At 73.6% G+C, this 24,776-nt stretch carries 20 protein-coding genes; 12 read left to right on the top strand and 8 right to left on the bottom strand.

All coding sequences use genetic code 11. The features are described 5' to 3' along the window. Positions 1–60: 60 nt before the first annotated feature. Entirely contained in the window at positions 61–1,161 is a 1,101-nt protein-coding gene (locus ACGF07_RS14465) for a citrate synthase 2 (RefSeq protein WP_350738769.1), read from the bottom strand. A 417-nt stretch (positions 1,162–1,578) separates the two neighbouring features. Here ACGF07_RS14465 and pdxH point away from each other — a divergent pair, with 417 nt between their 5' ends. The 4 genes from pdxH to ACGF07_RS14445 all read left to right on the top strand — a co-directional run bounded on the left by pdxH (position 1,579) and on the right by ACGF07_RS14445 (position 5,895). Beyond that, positions 1,579–2,211, top strand: a complete 633-nt coding sequence (gene pdxH / locus ACGF07_RS14460) for a pyridoxamine 5'-phosphate oxidase (protein ID WP_350738787.1) — start codon at positions 1,579–1,581, stop codon at positions 2,209–2,211. 254 nt (positions 2,212–2,465) lie between these two features. Further along, positions 2,466–2,657 (top strand): FxSxx-COOH cyclophane-containing RiPP peptide, encoded by a 192-nt coding sequence (gene fxsA, locus ACGF07_RS14455; RefSeq protein WP_392898521.1) that lies wholly within the window; start codon positions 2,466–2,468, stop codon positions 2,655–2,657. Between the two features lie 37 nt (positions 2,658–2,694). Next, positions 2,695–5,109 carry an FxsB family cyclophane-forming radical SAM/SPASM peptide maturase gene (locus ACGF07_RS14450; RefSeq protein ID WP_392898518.1) on the top strand — a complete coding sequence of 805 codons (2,415 nt, stop codon included), beginning with the start codon at positions 2,695–2,697 and terminating at the stop codon, positions 5,107–5,109. 15 nt (positions 5,110–5,124) lie between these two features. Continuing rightward, positions 5,125–5,895 carry an aminoglycoside N(3)-acetyltransferase gene (locus tag ACGF07_RS14445; RefSeq protein WP_392898515.1) on the top strand — a complete coding sequence of 257 codons (771 nt, stop codon included), beginning with the start codon at positions 5,125–5,127 and terminating at the stop codon, positions 5,893–5,895. A gap of 80 nt (positions 5,896–5,975) precedes the next feature. On the opposite strand, the gene ACGF07_RS14440 is transcribed toward ACGF07_RS14445, so the two are convergent. Beyond that, the gene (locus ACGF07_RS14440) at positions 5,976–6,536 is read right to left on the bottom strand and encodes a GNAT family N-acetyltransferase (protein WP_392898513.1); all 561 of its coding nucleotides are present in this window, start codon (positions 6,534–6,536) and stop codon (positions 5,976–5,978) included. A 116-nt stretch (positions 6,537–6,652) separates the two neighbouring features. Then, the gene (locus ACGF07_RS14435) at positions 6,653–6,850 is read right to left on the bottom strand and encodes a DUF397 domain-containing protein (RefSeq protein WP_350738755.1); all 198 of its coding nucleotides are present in this window, start codon (positions 6,848–6,850) and stop codon (positions 6,653–6,655) included. Between the two features lie 196 nt (positions 6,851–7,046). Here ACGF07_RS14435 and ACGF07_RS14430 point away from each other — a divergent pair, with 196 nt between their 5' ends. The 3 genes from ACGF07_RS14430 (at position 7,047) to ACGF07_RS14420 (ending at position 13,656) form a co-directional block, all read left to right on the top strand. Continuing rightward, complete coding sequence (locus ACGF07_RS14430) at positions 7,047–8,624, top strand: TIR-like protein FxsC (RefSeq protein ID WP_392898510.1); 1,578 nt, start codon at positions 7,047–7,049, stop codon at positions 8,622–8,624. After that, positions 8,621–12,628, top strand: coding sequence for an FxSxx-COOH system tetratricopeptide repeat protein (fxsT, locus tag ACGF07_RS14425; RefSeq protein WP_392898507.1), 4,008 nt, complete (start codon positions 8,621–8,623; stop codon positions 12,626–12,628). Before ACGF07_RS14430 ends, fxsT begins: the two co-directional genes overlap by 4 nt. Before the next feature lie 65 nt (positions 12,629–12,693). Continuing rightward, the gene (locus ACGF07_RS14420; protein ID WP_392898504.1) at positions 12,694–13,656 is read left to right on the top strand and encodes a 2-hydroxyacid dehydrogenase; all 963 of its coding nucleotides are present in this window, start codon (positions 12,694–12,696) and stop codon (positions 13,654–13,656) included. Between the two features lie 15 nt (positions 13,657–13,671). Here ACGF07_RS14420 and ACGF07_RS14415 read toward each other — a convergent pair whose 3' ends face one another. From ACGF07_RS14415 to ACGF07_RS14405, 3 genes are all read right to left on the bottom strand, one after another. Continuing rightward, positions 13,672–14,526: an alpha/beta fold hydrolase gene (locus ACGF07_RS14415; protein ID WP_350738781.1), complete on the bottom strand. Its 855-nt coding sequence runs from the start codon at positions 14,524–14,526 to the stop codon at positions 13,672–13,674. A gap of 22 nt (positions 14,527–14,548) precedes the next feature. Beyond that, positions 14,549–15,457, bottom strand: coding sequence for a DUF4231 domain-containing protein (locus ACGF07_RS14410; protein ID WP_392898502.1), 909 nt, complete (start codon positions 15,455–15,457; stop codon positions 14,549–14,551). A 333-nt stretch (positions 15,458–15,790) separates the two neighbouring features. Next, on the bottom strand, positions 15,791–16,555 hold the full coding sequence (locus tag ACGF07_RS14405; protein WP_392898500.1) for a sugar isomerase domain-containing protein: 765 nt from the start codon (positions 16,553–16,555) through the stop codon (positions 15,791–15,793). Between the two features lie 221 nt (positions 16,556–16,776). Here ACGF07_RS14405 and ACGF07_RS14400 point away from each other — a divergent pair, with 221 nt between their 5' ends. Continuing rightward, positions 16,777–17,469 (top strand): metal-dependent transcriptional regulator, encoded by a 693-nt coding sequence (locus tag ACGF07_RS14400; protein WP_350738740.1) that lies wholly within the window; start codon positions 16,777–16,779, stop codon positions 17,467–17,469. Positions 17,470–17,873: 404 nt separating this feature from the next. On the opposite strand, the gene ACGF07_RS14395 is transcribed toward ACGF07_RS14400, so the two are convergent. Beyond that, positions 17,874–18,578 (bottom strand): bifunctional DNA primase/polymerase, encoded by a 705-nt coding sequence (locus ACGF07_RS14395; RefSeq protein WP_350738737.1) that lies wholly within the window; start codon positions 18,576–18,578, stop codon positions 17,874–17,876. A gap of 306 nt (positions 18,579–18,884) precedes the next feature. Here ACGF07_RS14395 and ACGF07_RS14390 point away from each other — a divergent pair, with 306 nt between their 5' ends. Then, positions 18,885–20,261 carry a transcriptional regulator gene (locus tag ACGF07_RS14390; RefSeq protein ID WP_350738735.1) on the top strand — a complete coding sequence of 459 codons (1,377 nt, stop codon included), beginning with the start codon at positions 18,885–18,887 and terminating at the stop codon, positions 20,259–20,261. 186 nt (positions 20,262–20,447) lie between these two features. Then, a complete protein-coding gene (locus tag ACGF07_RS14385; RefSeq protein ID WP_392898496.1) occupies positions 20,448–21,596 on the top strand; it encodes a hypothetical protein in 1,149 nt (382 codons plus the stop codon). Between the two features lie 164 nt (positions 21,597–21,760). Here ACGF07_RS14385 and ACGF07_RS14380 read toward each other — a convergent pair whose 3' ends face one another. Next, positions 21,761–23,065 (bottom strand): ABC transporter substrate-binding protein, encoded by a 1,305-nt coding sequence (locus tag ACGF07_RS14380; RefSeq protein ID WP_392898494.1) that lies wholly within the window; start codon positions 23,063–23,065, stop codon positions 21,761–21,763. 173 nt (positions 23,066–23,238) lie between these two features. On the opposite strand from ACGF07_RS14380, the gene ACGF07_RS14375 reads away from it, so the two are divergent. Then, positions 23,239–23,754 carry a hypothetical protein gene (locus tag ACGF07_RS14375; protein ID WP_350738727.1) on the top strand — a complete coding sequence of 172 codons (516 nt, stop codon included), beginning with the start codon at positions 23,239–23,241 and terminating at the stop codon, positions 23,752–23,754. 105 nt (positions 23,755–23,859) lie between these two features. Beyond that, positions 23,860–24,735, top strand: coding sequence for a formyltetrahydrofolate deformylase (gene purU, locus ACGF07_RS14370; RefSeq protein ID WP_392898606.1), 876 nt, complete (start codon positions 23,860–23,862; stop codon positions 24,733–24,735). The last annotated feature ends 41 nt before the right edge of the window (positions 24,736–24,776 follow it).

Genomic DNA, 24,776 nt, shown 5'->3' with positions numbered 1-24,776 from the left:
GGCCGGACCCGCTGGTCAGAGGTGGTGTGCGGGGGCAGCGCGGCCGTCCGCCGGACGTGCTCAGTGGGCGATGGCGTCCCAGCCCTCGATCTCCTCGGGGCGGCGCGGGCCGGGGCCCACGTAGCGCGCGGAGGGGCGCACGAGGCGACCGGTGCGCTTCTGCTCCAGGATGTGCGCCGACCAGCCCGCGGTACGCGCGCAGGTGAACATCGAGGTGAACATGTGCGCCGGGACCTCGGCGAAGTCCAGCATGATGGCGGCCCAGAACTCGACGTTGGTGGCCAGCACGCGGTCGGGGCGGCGGTTGTGCAGCTCCTCCAGCGCCGCCTTCTCCAGCGCCTCGGCGACCTCGAAGCGCGGCGCGCCGAGCTCCTTGGCGGTGCGGCGCAGCACCCGGGCGCGCGGGTCCTCGGCGCGGTAGACGCGGTGGCCGAAGCCCATCAGGCGCTCGCCCTTGTCCAGCGCGTTCTTGACCCACTTGACGGCGTCGCCGGTGCGCTCGATCTCCTCGATCATGCCGAGCACGCGGGAGGGCGCACCGCCGTGCAGCGGGCCGGACATCGCGCCGACCGCGCCGGAGAGCGCGGCCGCGACGTCGGCGCCGGTGGAGGCGATGACGCGGGCGGTGAAGGTCGAGGCGTTCATGCCGTGCTCGGCGGCGGAGGTCCAGTAGGCGTCGACGGCCTTGACGTGCTTCGGGTCCGGCTCGCCCCGCCAGCGGATCATGAACCGCTCGACGACCGTCTCGGCCTTGTCGATCTCGCTCTGCGGGACCATCGGCAGGCCCTGGCCGCGGGCGGACTGGGCGACGTACGACAGCGCCATCACCGCGGCGCGGGCGAGGTCGTTGCGGGCCTCCTCGGCGGAGATGTCGAGCAGCGGCTTGAGGCCCCAGACCGGGGCGAGCATGGCGAGCGCGGACTGGACGTCGACCCGGATGTCGCCCGAGTGCACCGGGATCGGGAAGGGCTCGGCGGCCGGCAGGCCGGGGTTGAACTTGCCGTCCACCAGCAGGCCCCAGACGTGGCCGAAGGAGACGTGGCCGACCAGGTCGTCGATGTCGACGCCGCGGTACCGCAGCGCTCCGCCTTCACGGTCGGGTTCGGCGATCTCGCTCTCGAACGCGACGACTCCCTCAAGCCCGGGTACGAAGTCGGACATACGACGGCTCCTTCAGCTCTGCGATCGGCGCTTCACCGTGGTGGGGCGGCGCGCCAGTGACCGAATCGTGGTTGGCACTCCGTGCCAGAGTGACAGGCACGGGGTGCATTGCGCCATACACCACCGTGGTGATGTTTCCCGCAGGCCCGCTTGACTTCTCCGTCAAGGGTCGGTCGTGCCCGGGAGACCCCCGGAACCAAACACCCGGTTCCGGACAATTCCCCCTGTGACGGACGGCCAAGCGGTGGCGAGACACCTTATCCCCGACTGCGGTTCGTCCGGAGGTAGCGGTGCCGGCCGCTTGTCGTACGGGATGATGTTGGCGTGCAGACCCCGGAACGCGCCCAGCCGACGCCCCAGAGCCCCGCCAACCGGACCCCGGCCGACGTGGCCCGCCCCGGTCCGGACCTCGCCGTGATGCGCAGGCACTACGTCCACGAGGGCCTGGTCGAGGAGCAGCTCGCGCCCGAGCCGATCAGCCAGTTCACCCACTGGTTCCACGAGGCGGACGACGCCGGGGTGCTCGAGCCCAACGCCATGGTGCTCTCCACCGCCGACGCCGACGGGCGGCCCAGCTCGCGCACCGTCCTGCTCAAGGGGTACGACGCGCGCGGCTTCGTCTTCTACACCAACTACGGTTCCCGCAAGGGCTCCGAGCTCGCCGCGAACCCGTACGCCGCGCTGCTCTTCCCGTGGATCTCGCTGGCCCGCCAGGTGATCGTCCAGGGGCCGGTCGAGAAGGTCGGCCGGGACGAGACCGCCGCCTACTTCCGCACCCGCCCGCACGGCTCCCAACTCGGGGCCTGGGCCAGCGAACAGTCCAGCCCGGTCAGCGGCCGCGACGTCCTCGAGCAGCGCTACGCCGAACTGGAGCGCCGCTACCCGGAGGGCGAGGGCGTGCCCGTCCCGCCGTTCTGGGGCGGCTACCGGGTGGTCCCGGAGGTCGTCGAGTTCTGGCAGGGGCGCGAGAACCGCCTGCACGACCGCCTCCGCTACCTCGCCGACCCGACCCGGCCCACGGGGTGGCGGGTGGAGCGCCTCTGTCCGTGACCGGGCGCGGACCGACCGCCCGGTGGGCTCGGGGCCCGGCCCGGCGGGCGGTCCATGCGCCGGTCAGGTGCCTTCGCGCGACCGCCGAACAGGTGAACTTTCGGCGAGACTTCGCAGTACGAAGGGGGTAACGGGCAGGTAGTGCCGTGGAAGGGAGCGCTGCGGCTCGCACGCCCGCAGTACCCTTGCGACCAAGCCGACGTGTATACCCGGCTCTGCTTCTCTCTAACCCCCATCGTGGAAGAGAAACGAACATGACACCCGCACTGGACACCACGCCCCACACGGAACTGACGGAGCCTCAGGCGATCGCCAGTGGCGAACGGCCCTCGCTCGCCGACCTCGCCCAGCTCGGCGCCGAGGAGCTCTCGGCGAGGATCCGGCGAGCCCTCCCCGACACCGGAGCGGGTGCGGTGCCGGTCGCGGCCTTCAACTCCTCGATCTGATCGGCCGACCCGGCGGCCGAGCAGGATCCGACCGACCATGAAGCCGACGCCCCGGCCCTTCACCCAGTTCGTGGTGAAGGTCCACAGCCGGTGTGATCTCGCCTGTGACCACTGCTACGTGTACGAGCACGCCGACACCAGTTGGCGGCGGCGCCCGAAGGTCATCGGCCGAGAAGTCCTGGACGCCGTCGCCGAGCGGATCGGCGAGCACGCGGCGGCCCACCGGTTGCCCGTCGTCCGGGTCGTCCTGCACGGGGGAGAACCCCTGCTCGCCGGCCCGGACCGGCTGCGCCACGCCGCCGAGGCGCTCCGGGCGGCCCTGCCGCCCGGCTGCGCGCTGGACCTGCGCATCCACACCAACGGCGTCCAACTCTCCGACGCCTACTGCGAGCTGTTCGCCGAACTGGACGTGAGGATCGGCATCTCGCTCGACGGGGACCGCGCCTCCAACGACCGCCACCGGCGCTTCGCCGACGGCCGCAGCAGCCACCCCATGGTCCTGCGGGCCGTCCAACGGCTGCGCCGACCCGAGTACCGGCACCTGTTCGCCGGGCTGCTGTGCACCGTCGACATCGAGAACGACCCGGTCGCGGTGTACCGGGCGCTGGCCGAACTGGCGCCCCCCGCCGTCGACTTCCTGCTGCCGCACGCCACCTGGGAGGAACCGCCGAAGCGCGTGGCGGGCAGCGGTGGCACCCCGTACGCGGACTGGCTGCTCACCGTCCACGCGCTGTGGGAGGAGGACGGGCGGCCGTTCGCCGTCCGGACCTTCGAATCCGTGCACCGGACGCTGCGCGGGCTCTCCAGCCTCACCGAGTCCCTCGGACTGGAGCCCTCCGACCTCGTCGTACTGGAGACGGACGGCAGCTTCGAACAGGCGGACAGCCTCAAGACCGCGTACGACGGCGCGCCGGAGACCGGGCTCGACGTCTTCTCGCACAGCCTCGACCAGGTGGCGCTGCACCCCGGCATCGCCGCCCGGCAGACCGGCACGGACGGGCTGAGCCCGACCTGCCGCGCCTGCCCGGTGGTCCGCTCCTGCGGTGGCGGCCTCTACGCCCACCGGTACCGGGCGGACAACGGCTTCGACAACCCCTCGGTCTACTGCGGCGACCTCATGGCGCTCATCAACGGCATCGCCGGGAAGGACAGTCCCGTGTCAGTACCCGCACCGGGCGGCGAACCGCCACTGCCGCCCACCGCCTCCACCGTCGCCCCCGCCGCCGCCCTCACCGCGGCGCAACTCGACGAGCTGGCCCGCGGGCACGGCGGCGAGGACACCGTACGGGCGCTGTCCCGCGCGCAGTCGGCGCTCACCCGGGCGATGCTGGCCGCGGCCTGGGACGCCTCCGGAAGGGGCCGGGCCGAGGCGTGGGCGCTGCTGTCGGAGCTGGACGTCGCGGCGCCCGCCGCCGTGGACGCCGTGCTGGCGCACCCGTACGCGCGGGCGTGGGCCGCCCGGCGGCTCGCCGGGGACCTGTCGGTCGGGCTCGGCGGGCTGGCGGCGCTGGCCGCGGCGGCGGCGGTGCGGGCCGGGCGGGGCGACGCCGTGCCGGTGCCGGTCCGCGGCGGATGGCTGCACCTGCCGACGCTGGGGCGGATCGCCGTGCCGGACGGGGAGGCGGTGGTCACCGGACGGGCGGACGGGTTGGAGGTGCGGGCCTCCGACGGGGCGGTGTTCACCGCGCTGGACCAGCCGCTGCGGCGGATCCGGCTGGCCGGCGGGTGGACGGTCGCGCTGGAGGACCTCGACCCGCTGCGGGACAGCTACGACCACCCGGTCACCGACCGGCTGTCGGATGGCGAACTGCTCGGCTGGACGGGCGCGTTGCGCGAGGCCTGGGAGCTGCTCGGGCGGGACCTGCCGCAGTACGCGGAGGGCATCCGGACCGGACTGGCCACGGTGACCCCGCTGCGGCCCGGTCCGGACGGCCGGGACGTCAGCTCGGCGGCCCGGCAGGCGTACGGGGCGGTCGGCATCGCACGGCCCTCGACGGCGCCGACCCTGGCGCTGCTGCTCGCGCACGAGTTCCAGCACGTGAAGCTGGGCGCCGTCCTGGACCTCTTCGACCTCCACGACCGGGCCGACGACCGGCTGTACTTCGCGCCCTGGCGGCCGGACCCCCGGCCGCTGGAGGGACTGCTCCAGGGCACCTACGCGCACCTGGCGGTGACGGAGTACTGGGGCACGCGCACGGCCGCCTACGACGGGCTGCCGGGCGAGGCGGCGGACCGGGCACGGGCCCGGTTCGCGCTCTGGCGGCGGTACACGGCGGAGGCGGTGGAGCGACTGGCGGAGTCGGGCGCGCTGACACCGCTCGGCCGGGGTTTCGCGGACGGCATGCGGGAGAGCCTTTCCCCGTGGCTCGCCGTGCCGTTGCCGGCTGCGGCCGAGCGGGATGCCGAGCGGGCGCGCCTGGAGCGAGGGCAGCTGAAGCCCGCCGAGGCCTGATCCGAAGGAGTGGCCGTGACGTCCGTCTCCGCACTCGCCGACGGTTTCGCCGGACTCGGGGTCCGCCCCGGGACGGTGCTGCACGTCCAGGCGTCGCTACGGGCGCTCGGGCCGGTGCCGGGCGGGGCCGCGGGCGTCGTCGACGCACTGCTCGACGTGCTCGGCCCGGACGGCACGTTGGTGGCCTACACCGCCACCCCGGAGAACTCCTCCACCTCGCGGATCCACCAGGAGGCCGTCGCCGGGCTCGCCCCGGCCGAAGCCGAGGCGTACCGGGCGCGGATGCCGCGGTTCGACCCGGCCACCACCCCGGCCTCCCCGACGATGGGCGCGCTCTCGGAGGCCGTCCGCACCCGTCCGGGCGCGCTGCGCAGCGGCCACCCCCAGACCTCCTGGGCCGCGCTCGGCCCACGGGCGCAGGAGATCACTGGCCGCCACCCGCTCACCTCCCACCTCGGCCCGGACTCCCCGCTCGGGCGGCTGTACGACCTGGACGCCCGGGTGCTGATGATCGGCGTTCCGATGGCCAACTTCACCGCCTTCCACCTCGCGGACCTCCGGCTGCCCGGCGTCCGGCTCCGGGAGTACCGCTGCGTCGCACCGCAGGGGTGGGTCGCCTTCGAGGCCCCCGACCTGGACGACGTGCACTTCGCCGAACTCGGCGGCCACGTCCTCGCGGCCGCCTCCGGCGTCACCACCGGGCGCGTCGGCGACGCCGAATGCCGGCTGGTGCCCGTCCGGGAGGCCGTCGACCTCGCCGAACGGATCCTGCGCGCCCGCGCCTGAGCCCGCCGCGCCGCACCTGACCGGAAGGCAGCACGCCCTCCCCGGGGCGGCCGCCCCGGCTACCGGCGCTGTCGCCCCGGCTACCGGCGCTGCTGCCACTCGGCCCGGGTGAGCCGGTACTCGACCTCGCCGTGCTCGGAGCCGGGGATCGGGTCCGGCCAGTCGCCGGTGAAGGCGCGCAGGAACGACAGGCCCGACTTCTCCATGACGCGCCGGGAGCGGGTGTTCACGGCCATGGTGTTCGCGGTGACCCGCTCCACGCCGAGGTCGGTGAAGCCCTTGTCGATCAGGTGCCGCGATCCCTCGGTGGCGTGGCCCCGGCCCCAGGCCGCCCGGTTCAGCCGGTACCCGAGCTCCACCACGGCGCAGCTGTGCTCGTCGAGGGGGCGGAACTCGAACCAGCCCAGGAACGTCCCGGTGCCCCTCTCCTCGGCGGCCCAGAAGCCGCGGGTGCCGAGGCACGGGTAGTCGTGGAGGAGGCGCGGCAGGACCGCCGTCCCGATCTCCTCCCGGCTGGTCGGCGCACCGCCGTTGATGAAGCGCATGACCTCGGGGTCGTTGTCCAGCGCGAAGAGGTGGTCGGCGTCGGCCTCGGTGAACGGGCGCAACACGAGCCGCTCGGTGCGGAGGAAGGCGTGCATGCCGAGATCTTCGCCGCCCGCCGCCGGACGCGCCACGGGATATCCGGCGTCCTGCGGCGGTGGACCGGCGGTGGACCGGCGGTGCATCGGCGGCGGCGGGCGGCGCTCTCCGCGGCTCAGAGCCCGACGAAGTGGTCGAACTCGCCGTCCTTGGCGCCGAGGATCCAGGCGTTCAGCTTGGTGCGGGTGGTGGTGACGACGCGGGTGGGGTCGGCGGACTCGCGGATGTAGACGAGATCGCCCTCGGAGGCGATCTCCAGGCAGTTGGGCTGGTCGCTGCTGAAGGTCGAGCGTTGCCAGTCGAGGTGGTCCATGGGCGGCTCTCCTGATCGTCCGGGGTGGCCGGAACGAGGCTACTGCCGGAGGGCGGGGGCAGCGGCATCGTTTCGGTCATGTCAATTCGTGCGAGACGTTGTGCTATTCCATTGGGGCGTCAGTCGTTCCTACACTGAGACCCCGCGCACGGGGGCTGCGGGAACCAGGTTGCCGACGGGCCCGGGGGAGGCGCGTGTGAACGACCGTGGCTGGGACGAGGACGACGCCCGGCCGTACTTCTTCCTCTCCTACGCGCACACCCCGAAGGCCGGCGCCCGCGGTGCCGGTGACCCCAACCACTGGGTGCGGCAGCTGTACCGCGACCTGTGCGAGGCGGTGCTCCAACTCACCACCGTCCCGGCCGGGGTGCCGGTCGGCTTCATGGACGAGTCCATGCACCAGGGCGAGTTGTGGGCCGACCGGCTGTCCGAGGAACTGGCGACCTGCCGGGTGTTCGTACCGCTGTACTCCCCCCGGTACTTCAACAGCGTGCCGTGCGGCCAGGAGTGGCACGCCTTCACCCGCCGTCCGGTCTACCCGGCGACCATCGACTCGGAGCGCACCAGCGGAATCGTCCCGGTGCTGTGGGCGCCGATGAGCCGCTACCGCCTCCCCACGGTGGCCAGTGAACTCCAGTTCAACCACGCGAGTTTCGGGCCCGACTACGCCACCGAGGGCCTCTACGCGCTGATGAAGCTCAGCTACTTCCGCGCCGCCTACGAGCTGGCCGTGCACCGGCTGGCGGCCCGGATCGTGCAGGTGGCGGAGGAGACGGTGATCCCGGTCGGCCGGCGGCTGGACTTCAACGGCCTGCCCAGCGCCTTCAACGTCACCGCGCCGACCAAGCAGTTGCGGATCTCCGTCCTCACCTACCACCAGGGCGAGTTGCCGCCGGACCGCAACCCCGACTTCTACGGCGCCAAGCGGACCGACTGGCACCCGTACCGCCCGGTCGGCTCGCCGATCGCCCAGCACGCGGTGCGCCTCGCGCGGCAGTTGGGGTTCCAGCCGACCGTCCACGAGTTCGACGACGAGGTCGAGTCGATCATCGAGGGCAACGCCGAGGCCCCCGGACTGCTGCTGCTGGACCGCTGGGCGCTGCGCGACCCGCGCCGGCGCGAGCTCGTCCGCCGCTTCGACCGCTGCGACGCCACCTGGGTGAGCGTGCTGGAGCCCTGGAACACCGACGACCCGGAGTGCGACCGGGGCGGCCGCGAGCTGGTCGAGCTGAGCGACCAGACCCTGCGGATCACCCGGCGTGCGAGCCGGCCGAGCTTCCTCGGGGTGACCGGCCCGACCGGGCTGAACACCCTGGAGGACTTCGACGACGCGCTGCCCCGGGCGGCGATGAAGGCCAAGTACGCCTTCGAGGGCCGCACCAGGACCGAACCGGAGGAGCCGCCGAGGCCCCGGCCGAGCCTGCGGGAGGCCTTCCGGCGCCCGAGCGGCTACGGCCCGGAGGGGCCGGACGGCCCGGACGGTCCGCACGGCCCGGACGACCTCCACGGCCCCGAAGGGCCCGACGGCCCGCACCGCCCGCGCGGGCCGTACGACGCGCAGGACCGGTACGACGCGCACGACCCGTACGACGCGCACGACCCGTACGACTCGCAGGACGCGTACGGCCGGAACGGCCCGCACGGCCGGAACGGCTTCGAAACAGGCGGCCACCGCGTCGACTCCTTCGGCCCGGACCCGCACGACCCCGACCGTGACGACGGCGATGACCCCGATGACGGGATGGCGCCCCTGGGAGGACGAGGACACCGATGAGCGAGAACCGCACCAGGAACCTCCGCCTCGGAGGACTCAGCTCCGCCGAACTCGCCGCCCAGCGCGAGGCCGAGCAGCGGGCCGCCGAGCAGGACCGCAACGGCCGGATCATCACCTTCTACTCCTACAAGGGCGGCACCGGCCGCACCATGGCGCTCGCCAACACCGCCTGGATCCTGGCCGCCAACGGCTTCCGGGTGCTCACCGTCGACTGGGACCTGGAGGCGCCCGGCCTGGCCAAGTTCTTCCACCCCTTCCTCGACCCCGCCTCGCTGGCCGGCACCACCGGGATGATGGACCTCATCGCCGAGTACCGCGAGGAGGCGCTGCGCCCGGTCGAGCACGCCGAGGGCTGGCACCTGGACTTCGCCCGGGTGAGCCCGCACGCGATCTCGCTCAGCTGGCCGCACTTCCCGGCCGGCGGCAGCCTGGACTTCCTCTCCGCGGGCCAGTTCAACCGCGACTACTCCGAGGCCGTCACCCACCTCGACTGGGACATCTTCTACGACCGCTTCGACGGCGGGCAGTTCTTCGACGCGCTCAAGGCCGACATGGCCAAGCGCTACGACTACGTGCTGATCGACTCCCGCACGGGCCTGTCCGACATCGCCGAGATCTGCACCGTCCAGATGCCCGACGACCTGGTGGTCTGCTTCACCCTCAGCGACCAGTCCATCGACGGCGCCTCCCGGATCGCCCAGCACATCCACGACCGCTACCGCGAGCGCGGCATCCGCATCCTGCCCGTCCCGATGCGCATCGACGAGGGCGAGAAGGAGAAGGCGGACGCCGGCCGGGCCCTCGCCCGGGTCCGCTTCGACGGCCTGCCGGCCGGCCTGACCGGCGAGGAACTCGCCCAGTACTGGGGCTCGGTGGAGATCCCGTACCGGCCGTTCTACGCCTACGAGGAGATCCTCGCCACCTTCGGGGACCAGACCGGGACGCCCACCTCGATGCTGGCCGCCTGCGAGCGGCTCACCGCCGTGATCACCGAGGGCCGGGCCACCGGCCTGCCCCCGGTGGACGAGGAGGTGCGGCTGCGCTACGTGGACGCGTTCACCCGCCGCCGCCCGTCCGTCCCCGCCGACCTCTACCTGTCGTACGTGCCCGAGGACCGGATGTGGGCGGACTGGATCGAGTCCGTCCTGACCAGGGCCGGCTTCCGGGTGCTGCCGCGCGACCTCAGCGCCGGCACCGACCCGCGCGAGGAGACCGAGCGCGGGATCGACTCCGCCTACCGCACCGTCGCCGTGCTCTCGCCCGCCTACCAGCGCTCCCCGCAGGCCCGGGCGCTGTGGGAGTCGGTGGTCAGCTCCGACCCCTCCGGCACCCGGCGCCAGCTGCTGCCCGTCCGGGTCGGCGACGTCCGGCTCACCGCGCCTTTCAGCAACCGCAACCCGGTGGACCTGGTCGGCCGCGACGAGACCCAGTCGATCCAGAGCCTGCTGCGCGCGCTCGGCCGCGGCGACGCCGCGCTCGGCGACGCCCCCAGCGGCGGCCCGCGCTTCCCCGGGAGCAAGCCCGCGGTGTGGGACGTCCCCCCGCGCAACCCCTCCTTCACCGGTCGCGCCGCCGTCCTGGAGCAGCTGCGCAACCAGCTGCGCGGCGGCATGGCCGCCGTGCTGCCCACCCCGCAGACCCTCTACGGACTCGGCGGCGTCGGCAAGACCCAGGTCGCGCTGGAGTACGCCCACCGCTTCATGTCCGACTACGACCTGGTCTGGTGGATCGACGCCGAGCAGACCGAGCTGGTCGCCCCGGCGCTGGCCGAACTCGCCCGCCGATTGGGCCTGCGGGTCGGCGACTCCGTCACCGAGGCCGCCGAGGCCGCCCGGGAGGCGCTGCGCCGCGGCGTGCCCACCTCGCGCTGGCTGCTGATCTTCGACAACGCCGACGAACCCGCCGAGATCCGCCGGTTCTTCCCCGGCGGCTCCGGCCACATCCTGGTGACCTCCCGCAACCAGGCCTGGACCGGGCACGCCGAGGCGCTGGAGGTCGACGTCTTCACCCGCGGCGAGAGCGTCGAGCACCTGTCCCGGCGCGCCCGAAGCCTCTCCCGCGCGGACGCCGACCGGGTCGCCGAAGCCGTCGGGGACCTCCCGCTGGCCGTCGAGGTCGCCGCCGCCTGGCTGGACACCACCGGCACGCCGGTGGACACCTACGTCGCCCAGCTGCACGCCGAGGCGGCCCGGGCGCTCGCCGTCGGCCGCCCCGCCGACTACCCCACCCCCGTCGCCGCGACCTGGAACGTCTCGATAGGGCGACTGCGCCAGCAGTCCCCGGCGGCGGTGCGACTGCTGCAGCTGTGCGCCTTCTTCGCACCCGAACCGATCTCCATGAACCTCTTCTACAGCGACCAGATGATCCGGGCGCTGGTGAGGTACGACGCCGACCTGCGCGACAAGTTCATGCTCGGCAAGGTCATCCAGGCGATCGGCCGCTACGCGCTGGCCAAGGTCGACGCCGGCAGCAACAGCTTCCAGGTGCACCGGCTCGTCCAGGCGGTGATCCGGGCCGGGATGACCGACGAGGAGCAGGAGATCGCCGTCCACGAGGTGCACCGCATCCTCACCGGCGCCCGGCCCGTCCTCGGCGACACCGACGACCCGGCCAACTGGCCCGCCTTCGACGAGATCTGGCCGCACCTGTCGCCTTCCAAGGCGCACAACTGCGACGAGGCGGACACCCGGCAGCTGCTCATCGACCGGGTCCGCTACCTGTGGAAGCGCGGCGAGCTGGACCGCGCCCGCGACCTCGGCCACGCCCTGGACGCGGAGTGGACCAGCAAGCTCGGCGAGGACGACCGGCAGACCCTGCTGCTGCGCTTCCAGCTCGCCAACGTGCTGCGCTCCCAGGGCAACTACGCCGAGGCGCTGGCCCTGGACGAAGCGACCCTGGAGCGCCAGCGGGCGCTGCTCGGCGAGCACCACCCGTACACCCTGATGACGGCCGGCTCGCTCGGCGCCGACCGCCGCGCGCTCGGCCGGTTCCAGGCCGCGCTGGACCTCGACCAGGAGATCCTGGAGCAGTTCAGGGAGCTGTTCGGCGACGACAACCCGCGCACGCTCTCCATGGCCAACAACCTGGCGATCGACTACCGGCTGGTCGGCAACAGCGAGGCCGCCCGCGAACTCGACCAGGAGACCCTCGACCGGCGCACCGCCGTGCTCGGCCCCAAGCACCCGTACACCCTGTCCACCAAGTCCAACCTCGCCCGCGACCTGCGCGAACTCGGCGACTACCGCGGCTCGGTGGAGCTGCTGCAGGAGGTCACCTCCGACCTCGGCGACGTGCTCGACCCGGACCTCCCGGAGAACCTGCGCAACGCCAAGTCGCTGGCGGTCTCGCTGCGCCGGATCGGCCAGCTCGCCGAGGCGCGGCGGATCACCAAGGAGACCTACGAGCGCTACCTGGAGCGCTACGGCGCCGACGCCCCCGACGCGCTGGCCTGCGCCCTCAACCTCGCCGCCGACCACAGCGCCTCGGGCGACAAGGAGGCCGCCCGGGACCTCTGCGCCACCGTCTACGAGGGCCACCGGCGGCTGTTCGGCGACGAGCACCCGTTCACCCTGGCCTGTGCCAACAACCTCGGCATCTACCTGCGCGGCAGCGGCGACGTCCAGGGCGCCATCGAACGCGGCCGGCTCACCGTCGAGGGACTGACCCGATCCGTCGGGGCGGACCACCCGTACACCCTCAACGCGGTGATCAACCTGGCCAACGCCTACGGTGACGCCGGACAGACCGAACTCGCCGAGGAACTCGGCCGGGCCGCGTACGCGGGCCTGTGCGCACGCTACTCCCCGCAGCACCCCGACGCGGTGGCCTGCGAGGCCAACCTGGCGATCACCCTGCGCGCGGCCGGCCGGCACACCCAGGCCGCCGAGCTGCGCGCCCGGGCGATCGCCGAGCTGATCCGGCAGTTCGGCGAGGAGCACCCCAACACGGTGTCCGCGCGCGGCTGGAAGCGGATCAACCGGGACCTGGAACCGCAGCCGGTGTAGGCGGGCGACGGGGGCGGGGTACGCTGCGCCGTGTGCGAGCGCAGCGAGCGAACGGAGAGGTGCGCATGGACACCCCGCCCCCCGTCCTGGTCACCCGGCGCCTCGCGCCCGGCGTCCTCGAACGGCTCACCGCTCGGTACGCCGTCACCTGCCGCGACACCGACGAGGAGATGGACCGCGCCGAGCTGCTCGCCGCCGTGCGCGGCCGCCGGGCCGTCCTGACCACCCTCAACACCCGGGTGGACGCCGAGTTGCTGGACGCGGCCGGCCCGCAGCTGGAGATCGTGGCCAACCACGCCGTCGGCTACCACAACATCGACGTGGCCGCCTGCGCCGAGCGCGGCGTGGTCGTCACCAACACCCCCGGCGTGCTCACCACGGCCACCGCCGAGACGGCCTGGGCGCTGCTGCTGGCCGCCACCCGCCGGCTCGGCGAGGGGGAGCGCCTGCTGCGCTCGGGCACGCCCTGGACCTGGGGGCCGAACTTCCTGCTCGGTCTGGAGCTGGCCGGCACCCCGCTGGGCGTGCTCGGCATGGGCCGGATCGGGCAGGCGGTGGCCCGCCGGGCCCGCGCCTTCGAGATGCCGGTGAGCTACCACAACCGCCGCGAACTGCCGCCCGAGGAGGCCGAGGGCGCCGAGTGGAAGCCGCTGGAGGACCTGCTCGCCACCTCCACGGTGCTGGTCGTCACCTGCCCGTGCACCGCGGACACCCGGCACCTGCTGGACGCCCGCCGACTGGCGCTGCTGCCGCGCGGCGCGGTGGTGGTCAGCATGACCGCCGGGGTGGTGGACGAGGAGGCGCTGGCCGCCGCGCTGGAGTCCGGGGCGCTGTTCGCCGCGGCCGTGGACAACTTCGAGCACGAGCCGGACGTCCCCGCCGCGCTGCTCGCCCAGGAGCGCGCGGTGCTGGTCCCGCACCTCGGCAGCGCCACCGTCCGCACCCGGCAGGCGATGGGCGGCCTCGCGGTGGACAACATCACGGCCGTCCTGGACGGGCGCGGACCGCTCACCCCGGTGAAGGCCTGAGCGGGGCCGGCGAGGCTAACCCGCGGCCCAGGCCAGGGCGGTGGTCATCACCCGGAACGCCCCGAAGTGCGCGGCGCCGGGCTCCAGGAAGAGCTCCGCGCCCGGGATGTGGTCCGCCAGCCAGCGCGAGTGGTCGACCGGTGAGAACTGGTCGTCGGCGCCGTGCCACAGCCAGGTCGGCACCCGGATCGAGTCGACCTCGAAGCCCCAGTCGGCGGTGAACGCCAGCATGTCGTCGATCCAGCCGTCCGCCCCGTGCCGGAACGCCTCCCGGTAGTTGCTCTGCAGCATCCGGCGCAGGCCGCTGTCGCCGACCACCTCCCGGTCGGCGGCGGAGAGTTCGGTGCGCAACCCGTTCAGCAGCCGGACCGGGTCGTCCTTGATCTGGCGGGAGCGGAACTCCATCGCGTCGGCGATCCGGCCGTGCCCGCGGTCCGCCTCCCGGTAGGCGCGGACGTTGGACGGCGTCATCCCGGCGTACCAGTCCAGGCCGGCCGCGTTGCGCGGCGCCAGGCCCACCAGCACCGCGACCCGGGCGACCCGCTCCGGCAGCAGCGCCGCGCAGGCCAGCGCGTGCGGGCCGCCGCCGGAGCGGCCGAGCACCGCGAAGCCGTCCAGCCCCAACTCGTCGGCGATGGTGCGGACGTCGGCGGCCGCGTGGGAGACCCTGCGGCCGAACAGGCGGGTGGAGTCGCCGTACCCGGGCCGGTCGTAGGAGATCAGCCGCACCCCCAGCCGGTACAGCACGGTGCTGCGCGGGTGCGGGCCGACCCTGCTCCCCGGCATGCCGTGCAGCAGGAACACCGGACGGCCGCGCGGGTCGCCGAGGGACTCGACGGCGAGGGCGCGACCGTCCGCCGTTTTGACCATCCGTAACGCCACGCGTTCCTCCTCAGTGCTCCCGGTCCGTGGTGGTGCGCACCTCCCGGCGGGCCTGCCAGGTGGTGTGCTCGCGGGACACCGCGTCCTCGGCGTCCCGGGCCAGCCGGGCCCAGATCTCCTCGGCGTCCGCCGACTCGAGGTCCAGACGGGCGAGTTGGCTGCGGATCAGCTCCAGCTCGTCGGCCGCCAGCGCGTACGCGGCGGCCAGCGGCCGGTACTGGCGCAGCTGGGCCCAGGCGGTGACCGAGGCGGCCACCGCCGAGACGGTGCCCAGCGCGTCGTAGGTGAACGCTCCGAGCGCCCGCAGCACCGCCAGCACCAGGCCCAGCGCCGGCAGCAGCACGCCCAGCACACCGGCCCAGTACCCGGCCCGGGCGCAGTAGCGGGCCTTGCCGCGGTACCAGTCCTGCTGCACCCTGATCCGCTCGTTCAGGTACACCTCGCGGCGCACCGCCAGCGGCTGGGCGCGCAGCCGGCGCATGGCCTCGGTGATCCCGGCGGCCTCCACGCCGCCGGTCGGGACGGCCACCGGGCCGTCCCGGAAGGCGCCGAGCACCCGGGCGAGCTGGTAGCGGTAGAGCCCCTCGGCGTCCGGCAGGCTGCGCGGCGGCGGCCGGTAGGCGTCGGCCCGGACGGCGAACTTCCAGGCCAGCGTCTTCACCGACTCGGCGGCGGCCCGGCCCTGGTACCAGAGGCCCTCCGGGTTCTGCCGGCTGATCACCACCGCCAGCACCACCGCCCCCAGGTAGGCGCCGGCCGCCGGCCAGGCCCAGGGCTCGCCGTCGGCCGAGCCGGTCGCGGCGGCGGCCAGCAGCAGGAGCAGTTCCCAGGCGGAGAGCAGCACCGCGCGGCGCTGGCCCCGCAGCGAGGCCGCGTCGGCGGCCCAGAAGAACTCGGGCAGCAGCTCGCGCTCGCGCACCCACCCCGTCCGTTCCGCCCCAGACGCCATGCTCGGCCCCCACCCGTCGCTCCGGTCGCACCGCTGTCCTGCCCCGGGCGCCTTCCCGGTACGCCTCGCCGGCCCCCGGGCCGCCCGCAATGGCCGGGAAGCCCCCGGTGGTTGTCCGGTACGGCGCGTGTTCGGGCGTACACCCAGGGTGTGCGCGGGTGGCGGGCCGGCGGCCGTGGCGGCGGCGCCCGGGCAGGTGCCCCGGCAGGTGCCGGTGGGCGCCAGCGGATGCCGTCAGTCGCCGCAGTGGCCGCCTCGGTGGCCGCCGCAGTGGCCGCCGCAGTGGCCGCCTCGGTGGGTGCCTCAGTAGGTGTAGAGGATGCGCTCGGCGTTCCGGGCCATCTGCTCGGCGTTCCACTCGGTGCCGCCCGGGACGTTGCCGGAGCGGAACAGCGGCGGGGCGGGGGCGTCCCCGGCGGCGGCCCGGTCGGCCAGCCGGCCGACCGCTGAGGCGACCACGGCCTGCATCAGCGCGCTGGTCACGATGGTGGAGACGGGCCCGAAGGAGGTCTCGGCGCCGGGGTGGGTCAGCTCGCCGTCGCCGACCGCGACCTTGCTGTCCAGCACCACGTCGCAGTGGTCCTTCAGGTAGTCGCCGGAGGGGTGTGCCGAGGGCACCTCGCCCGGGTACGCCAGGGAGGTCACCCCGATCACCGTGAGGCCGCGGTCCCGGGCGTGCCGGGCCAGCTCCACCGGCATCACCTGGCGGCCGGACAGCGAGACCAGGAAGAGCAGGTCCCCGGCGGTCGCCGGGGTGAGGTCCAGGGTGGCGGTGGCCAGTCCGGAGACCCGCTCCAGGGCGCTGGCCAGCGGGGCCGGCATCATCGTCACCCCGGCCATCCCGGGGACGTTCAGCAGGTTCATCGGGACCAGCCCGCCGGCCCGGTAGACCACGTCCTGGGCGGGCAGCGAGGAGTGCCCGGCGCCGAAGGTGAACACCCGGCGGCCCTCGGCGACCGCCTCGGCGAGCAGGGCGGCGGCGGCCTCGATGGCGTCGGCCTCCTCGTCGCGGACCCGCCGCAGGTGGTCGATCGCGGCGTCGAAGTACCTGCCGACCAGGTCGTCCATCGGTTGCCTCCGCTCTCTGCCGGTGGGGGCGCCGGCCGGGTGGGACGGCCGGGGTGGTCCAGACCGCCAGTGGAGAAAGCTACGGCGAGCACGGTCGCGCCCCGGCGGCACCGCTGTCAACAGGAACGAAAACGGGCACCGGAAGCCCCCGGGCGGGCCCGGTTGTCGGTGCGGTACGTCAGAATTGGCGGTGAGGACACCGAAGAACGGAGCCAGCGGCGATGTCTGGGCTGATCGACACCACTGAGATGTACCTTCGCACCATCCTGGAACTGGAGGAAGAGGGCATCGTCCCGATGCGCGCCCGGATCGCCGAGCGCCTGGAGCAGAGCGGTCCCACGGTCAGCCAGACGGTCGGCCGGATGGAGCGCGACGGCCTGCTCCAGGTCGCGGGGGACCGCCACCTCGAACTCACCGAGGAGGGCCGCCGGCTCGCGGTGCGCGTCATGCGCAAGCACCGCATCGCCGAGTGCCTGCTCGTCGACGTGATCGGCCTGGAGTGGGAGCAGGTGCACGAGGAGGCCTGCCGCTGGGAGCACGTGATGAGCGAGACGGTCGAGCGCAAGGTGCTCGCCATGCTCGGCCACCCGACGCAGTCCCCGTACGGCAACCCGATCCCCGGCCTGGACGAGCTGGGCGACACCAAGGCCGAGGGCGAGGGCTTCGACGCCGCGCTCGTCCCGCTGGACACCGTCAAGCCGGGTGACGCCGGGGCCGACGTGGTGGTCCGCCGGATCGGCGAGCCGATCCAGACGGACAGCGAGCTGATGAGCACCCTGCGCCGGGCCGGCGTCCGACCGGGCTCCACGGTCAAGGTGAGCACCGGTGTGGCCGGGGTGCTGGTCGGCACCGGGGACAACGCGGCGGAGCTCGGCAAGGACATCGCCCAGCACGTCTTCGTCGCCCAGGCCTGAGCCCGGCCGGCGCGCGCACCGACGATCAGGGCCCGCTGCTCCCCGTGCAGCGGGCCCTTCCCGTCCTCCCCGGCTCCCTCCCGTCCCCTCCGCTCCCTCCCGTCCCTCCCGGTTCTCCCCTCCACCGCCTCGCCCGGCTTCCCCGTCCGAGCGACCCTTCCGGCGTCCCCACACACCGCAATTCCTCCCCTCGGCCGATCATGGCAATCCTTGAGCGCTGTCACTCGTCCGAGGGGCTTCTCCGGTTGACCAGCGGGTAGACCGAGGTCTTATCCGCACATGCGTGTGACGGGCCCCGCCTCCGGTGGGAGACAAGGCCCGTCACTCGTGCGCGTGGTCCCGCGCGGCGCACGCCCTCACCCGATCGGGCGCAGAGCGGCAGGTTCCGGGGCGGCTCCGCGGAGTCAGACTCCCGCCGGTTGGACGACCTGGTCCCGGTGCGCAGGGGCCTCGCGGCCGCAGGCGTAGGCGAGCGGGCTGATCAGTTCCGCGGCGTCCGGCAGCCAGCGGTTGAGCGCGGAGGGGGAGCGGGCCCACTGGGCGTAGCCGGTGGAGCCGACCCGGGAGGGCGGGGCGATCGTCCAGTCCCCCTCGCCGCGGGCGACCAGGTCCAGCCGCCCGGGCGGCCAGCCCAGCTTGCGGAGCATCTCCGGCAGCTTGGCCGCGACCCCGGGCAGCACCAGGAAGTGCAGCCGCCGCCCCACCCGGCCGGGCGAGGCGGGCAGCACCACGACCGGGCCGAGCTGGAGGTCCATCCGCTCCATCCGGGCCAGTGCCAGGCACCCGGCGGTCTCCGGCACGTCCAGCACGTCGAAGGACCGGCCGGTGGGCAGCAGGATCGAGGCCTTGGGCCGTTCGGTCCACCAGCGCCGCACCGCGCCCGGCCCGGCGCTCGCCTTGCGGGCCCAGTCCGCGTCCAGCGGGTGGGCGCCCGGCAGCGCGCAGCGCGGGTCGCCGCAGGAGCAGCGGGCGGGTCCGTCGCCGTCGATCAGCCAGGCGCCCGGGGCCACCTCCCAGTGGCGGTTCTCGGCGTAGCCGACGGCTTCGATCAGCAGCGGGGGCAGGCCGGCGTTCTTGTCCTGGCCGGGGGCGTCGGGGGTCTCTTCCACGGGCTGCTCAACTACCGTGCGTGAGGCTGGTTACGGCCCTGGGAGCCCCGGTCGGGTGCATCCGGGCAATGTCACCCGAACCGGTGACTCGACCGAGTTGGGGCGGGCGGAGCCCGGCGCAGCGGGGGCGCACGGAAGCATTTCCCAGGGCGCGTGGGGGGTGCGGCCCGTCACCGTGGGTATCCCGCTGGCGTTGCTGATCGCTAACCTGGTGTCAGATTCCTTGGACGGTCGGACAGTCGGCAACAGATCAGCAGAATCGTCGCCCGCCGGCCAGGGCCGGAGGGTGTGGGGAGGCGAAGCCCAATGGCCGCGAGACCACTCGTCGCACGACAGCCCAACGAGCGTCTGCAGCAACTGATCCAGGAGGCCAGCTGCTCCAACGCCGGTCTGGCCCGCAGGGTCAACCTGTGCGGCGCGGAGCACGGACTCGACCTGCGCTACGACAAGACCTCCGTGGCCCGCTGGCTGCGCGGGCAGCAGCCGCGCGGGCAGGCTCCGGCCGTGATCGCCGAGGCCCTGGGCCGCAAACTCGGCCGCAGCGTGTCGGTCGAGGAGATCGGCATGGCCGACGGCAAGAACCTCAGCTCCGGCATCGGGCTGCAGTTCGCGCCGACCCTGAACGCCGCCCTGGAGCAGGTGTGCGAGCTGTGGCGCAGTGACGTCGGCCGGCGGGACTTCCTGACCGGGGCGACGGTCGCCGCGTCCGCCCTGGTGGAGCCCAGCCGGGACTGGCTGATCACCCCGCCCGACCCGGTGGTGGCCCGCACCGGCGGCCCGCGGGTCGGCCCGACCGACGTGGCGGCGGTCAAGGCCACCACCGCGATGCTGGTCGACCTGGACCACCGCTTCGGCAGCGGCCACGTGCGCCCGGTGGTCGTCCACTACCTCAACTCGGTCGTCTCCGGCCTGCTCGGCGGCGCCTACCGGGAGGAGACCGGCCGCCAACTGTTCGCCGCGGTGGCCAGGTTGACGGAGCTGGCCGGTTACATGGCGGTGGACACCGGACAGCCCGGGCTGGCCCAGCGCTACTACATCCAGGCCCTGCGGCTGGCCCAGGCCGCCGACGACCGCGGTTACGGCGGGTACGTGCTGGCCGCCTCGATGAGCCACCTGGCGGCCACCCTCGGCAACCCGCGGGAGATCGCCCAGCTGGCCCGCGCCGCCCAGGAGGGCGCCCGGACGGTCGCCACACCGACGGCGATGGCGATGTTCTACGCCGCCGAGGCCCGCGGCCACGCCCTGCTCGGCGACGCCCGCTCCTGCGAGGCGGTGTCGGCCAAGGCACTGGAGATGATGGAGAAGCGCCGCCCGGAGGACGACCCGGACTGGATCGCCCACTTCGACGACGCCTACCTCGCCGACGAGCTCGCCCACTGCCACCGGGACCTGGAGCAGGCCGGCCAGGCCGAGCACTACGCCCGCCGGGCGCTCGACCTCCACCCGCCGACCCGGGTCCGCCGCCGCGCGGTGGACCTGGTGCTGCTCGCCACCGCCCAGCTCCAGCAGCGCGACCTCGAGCGCGCCTGCGAGACGGGCACCCAGGCGGTGCGGCTGCTCAGCGGGCTGCGCTCCAACCGGGGCGTGGAGTACCTGGACGAGTTCCGGCGCCGGCTGGAGCCCTACCGGGAGCAGCGGGTGGTGCGCGAGTTCCACGCCCGGGCGGACGCGGAGGCGGCCTGACGGAGAGCAGGAGGCGGACCAGAGACCGTCTGTGCAGGGAGCGTGTGGGATTGTCCCGCCCACGTGGTCACCCGGTGAGGCGAACCGGTAGCGTGGGCGCGACGTCCAAGGAACTGTGATGCTCCCAAGAACCGACGAGATGTGGTCCGCCGTCAGCGCGCGGTCCGGCCCAGGTGAGGAATCGCGTTGAGCCAGCGCCGCTCGTACCCCAACTCGGGGGACTTCAACCTGGACGACCTGTTCCGCCCCGAGCCCGGCCAGCCCCAGGGCCAGCCGGGCCAGCCGCAGGGTCAGCCGGGCCAACCGCAGGGCCCCACGGCCGTGCCGCCGGTCGGGCAGCCGTCCGGGCAGCCGGAGTACCTCGGCGAGGGTGCGCACACGATGCCGCCCCAGGGCGTCCCGGCCCAGCAGCCCCCGTGGGGCGCCGCACCGCAGCAGGGCTACGGCGTCCCGCAGCCCGAGGCCCCGGAGACCCAGCACCTGCCGCCGTACCCGGCCGCCGACCCGCGCGGCGGCTACCCCGCGCAGCAGCCCGGTTACGGCGTCCCGCCGCAGGCCGCGCCCGGGTACCAGGGCTACGCCCCGCAGCCGCCGCAGCAGCCGGTGTACGCCGCGCAGGGCTACGGCGAGGAGGCCCGCGGGCACGGAGCGGACCCGGACGCCACCCAGGGCGGCGGGTCCCTCCGCGGCGGCCGCCCGTCCGGCAAGCTGATCATCGGCGGTGTGGTGGCGGGCTGCGCGGCGGCCGGCGTGCTGGTCGCCGTGCTGATGAGCGGTGGTGGCGACACCAAGGGCGCCCAGAAGACCACCCCGGTGGCCGCGGCCGGCAGCAGCGCTTCCGGCAAGGGGAGCGCGAGCGGTTCCGGCGCCGCGGTCGACCCGGAGGTCAAGGCCCAGGCCCAGCCGCTCTCGGACCTGCTGGGCACGGCGAGCGACAGCCGCAGCTCGGTGGTGTCCGCCGTCGCCTCGGTGCAGAAGTGCGACAAACTGCCCGAGTCGCAGCAGGCCCTGGCCGCGGCGGCCGGCAAGCGGCGCGAGCTGCAGACCAAGCTCGGCCAGCTGAAGACCGACAAGCTGCCCGGTGGCCAGCAGCTGGTCGACCAGCTCAACGCCGCCTGGACGGCCTCGGCGCAGGCCGACGACGAGTACGCGGCCTGGGCGACCGACGCCCAGTCCTCCTGCGACCCGAAGAAGCCGGACACCGGCAACCAGCACTACAAGAACGCCGTCCAGGCCAGCGGCACGGCGACCACCGCGAAGAAGCAGGCCTCGACCCTGTGGAACGCGATCGCCACCCAGGCCGGGCTGCCCAGCCGCAGCGACGGCGACCTGTAGGGGCGGCGGCCGTCCGGGAGGGCGGCCGTTGGGCGGGCGTCGGGGAGGGCAGCCGTCCGGGAAGGTGCCGTCCGCGCCGCGGCCGTCCGGGAACGGAGCAGGGCGGGCCCGGAAGGACCCGCCCGTTCGCGCCCCGCTGCGGTCGGGCCGGGGTCGGGCCCGGGTCAGGCCGGGGGCCGGCTCCCGGTGAGCACCCAGCGGATGTCCACGAAGCCCGGCTGCTGCAGGGTCATCCGGCCGTTCCTGACCACCTGGTAGGTGATCCAGGTGTTGACCAGCCGCGGCGACTCGGTGCTGGGCAGCATGTTGGTGGTGCCCCAGTTGAGCGGCGGGGTGAGGCCGACGTCGATGCCCTCGCCGCTGTCCAGCAGTGCGGCGATCGACTTGGCGGTGGTCGGCTTCCCGGCCGCCGCCAGCTTGTCGTCGACCGCCCGGAACACCTCGTAGGCGACCCAGGTGGTCTGCACACCCGGGTCGGAGACGTCGATGGTCTGGCCGCCGGTGGTGTCGGCGCGCACCACCCCGCGCAGCCCGTCCCAGGTCTTGGCCGACTCCGGCGGGTACCAGCTGGCGACGAACGCGCCGGCCAGCGGGCCGCTGTCCCCGCCGGTGGAGTCGACCACCGACTGCTGCACGCTGCCGATCACCGAGGCGATCCGGGTGTTCTTCGGGGACAGCCGCCGGTAGGCGTCCAGCAGGTTGCCGGTCGGTTCGGCGGCCATGGCACTGGTGACGCAGTTGCCCGGCTCGTCCTTGCCGATGGCCTTGCGGGCCACCGGCGTGTAGTCGGAGGACTGCTCGGGAGCCTTGACGTCCAGCAGCTTCATCCCGGCCGGCTTGAGCGCGTTGCCCAGGTAGCCGAGCAGGCTGTCGCCGGCCGGGGTGTCCGGGCGGATCAGGGCGACGGCCTTGCAGCCGGCCTCGACCAGCTGGCGGCCGCTGCCGGCGATCAGCGCGGGCATCCCGCCGTCCACCGGGTAGGACAGCGGGCTGGAGAACTCGGGCTGGGAGAGCCCGTACCCGCCGATCAGCGGGATGCCGGCGCGTTCCAGCACGGGCATGAAGGCGTCGCCCCACTGGCTGTAGGAGCCGACCACGGCGACCGCCTTGGCCTCCACCGCCTGCTGGGCGCAGGCCTTGGCTCCGTCGGCGGTGTTGTGCTCGTTGCAGGTGATCACGTTCAACCGGTGGCCGTTCAGGCCGCCCTTGAGGTTGACGTCCTTGCCGATCGCCTGGGCGAGCGCGGTCATCCCGGGACGGTTCGCCGAGCCGGTGCCGGAGGGGGCCCAGGTCATCACGGTCAGCGCGTCGTCGGTGGTGGAGGCACCGGCCGGTCCGCCGCACGCGGAGGCCGAGAAGAGGGCGGGGAGCAGTGCCGCGGCGCTCACCGCGGCGGCGATCGGGCGCCGGCGACGGCGGCGGCGGACGATCGGGGGACGATCCTGGAGCGAGTCCCTTCGGCTGGTCATCGGTCTTCCCTCTCTGGGCGCCATCCGGCGCACCGGATCCAGCCAAGCCCCGGAGCCACAAGGCGAGAGGGCCGAAGTGCGAACGAACGGCGAACGGAAGCTGAAATCCGATGCGGTACGCGTGTAGATCGGGAGTGGAGTACGAACGGACGGGGAACGTACGATCGTCGACCATGTCCGCCAGCACAGATTCTTCGCATCGGTCCGCCCGAAACCCTTCTCGTCCGGGCCACCGCTCCAGCACCATGGGCGGCATGCCGCTCAACGACCTGCCCTGGTGGCGCTGGCGCGCCCGACTGCGCTCGGCGCTGCACATGCTGTCCGACCCCGGCTTCCAGCAGGAGACCTGGCTGGCCGGCCGCGAGGGGTACGGGGACGTGACCGACGCCGTCTACCGCCTCGTCGAGGACACCTGGCTGGACCGCTGGTCGGCGGAGAAGTACGTGGGCACGATCTTCCGGGACTCCGCCGAGGCCGCCCTGGTCGACGTCGCGGTGCTGCGCGCCGTGCAGACGCTGCACGAGGTCGGCGCGGACGCCCCGGCCTCCGCCTACCTCGGCCACCCCGGCTGGCCGGAGACCGTCCGGGCCGCCCGGGAGGCGCACGTCGCACTGGCCGTCGGCGACGGGGACGACCCGGACGCGGCGCCCAAGTCGCTCGAAGTGCTGCGCATCCTGACCCAGGTCTGAGGCGCTCCGGCGGGCAGCGCCGTCCCGCAGTACGGGCAGCGGGGCGGCGGCTGTCCAGGATGTGACACGCTGGACCGTCCACAACCGCAACGACCTCAGGACGGGATACCCCCAGTGGAACAGCAGCCGGCCAGCGCCCAGTACGTCCTCACGCTGTCCTGCCCCGACAAGCAGGGCATCGTCCACGCTGTCTCCAGCTACCTCTTCATGACCGGTTGCAACATCATCGACAGCCAGCAGTTCGGGGACGGGGGCAGCGGCCTGTTCTTCATGCGGGTGCACTTCTCAGCGTCCGAGCCGGTGACCGCCGACAAGCTGCGGGCCAGCTTCGCCGCGATCGGCGCCTCCTTCGGGATGGACTGGCAGATCCACCCCACCGACCAGCGGATGCGGATCATCCTCATGGTCAGCAAGTTCGGGCACTGCCTGAACGACCTGCTCTACCGCACCCGGATCGGCGCGCTGCCGGTGGAGATCGCCGCGGTGGTCTCCAACCACACCGACCTCCAGGACCTCACCGAGAGCTACGGCATCCCCTTCCACCACATTCCGGTCACCAGGGACACCAAGGCCGAGGCCGAGCAGCAGCTGCTGGACCTGGTCGCCAAGGAGGAGGTCGAACTGGTCGTGCTGGCCCGCTACATGCAGGTGCTGTCCGACCGGCTCTGCACCGAGCTGTCCGGCCGGGTGATCAACATCCACCACTCCTTCCTGCCGAGCTTCAAGGGCGCCAAGCCGTACCACCAGGCGCACGCCCGCGGTGTGAAGCTGATCGGTGCCACCGCGCACTACGTCACCGCCGACCTGGACGAGGGGCCGATCATCGAGCAGGAGGTGGCCCGGGTCACCCACGACGTCAGCCCGGACCAGCTGGTCGCGCTCGGCCGGGACGTCGAGTGCCAGGCGCTGGCCCGCGCGGTCAAGTGGCACAGCGAGCATCGGGTGCTGCTGGACGGCACCCGCACGGTCGTCTTCGCCTGACCGCTGCTCCACGGCGCGCCGTTCTTGCGGTGCGCCGTTCT

This window comes from Kitasatospora sp. NPDC048194 (assembly GCF_043202455.1).
Lineage (GTDB): Bacteria > Actinomycetota > Actinomycetes > Streptomycetales > Streptomycetaceae > Kitasatospora.
Note: the sequence above shows the minus strand (reverse complement) of the source record. Positions and strands in the feature narration are given on the sequence as shown.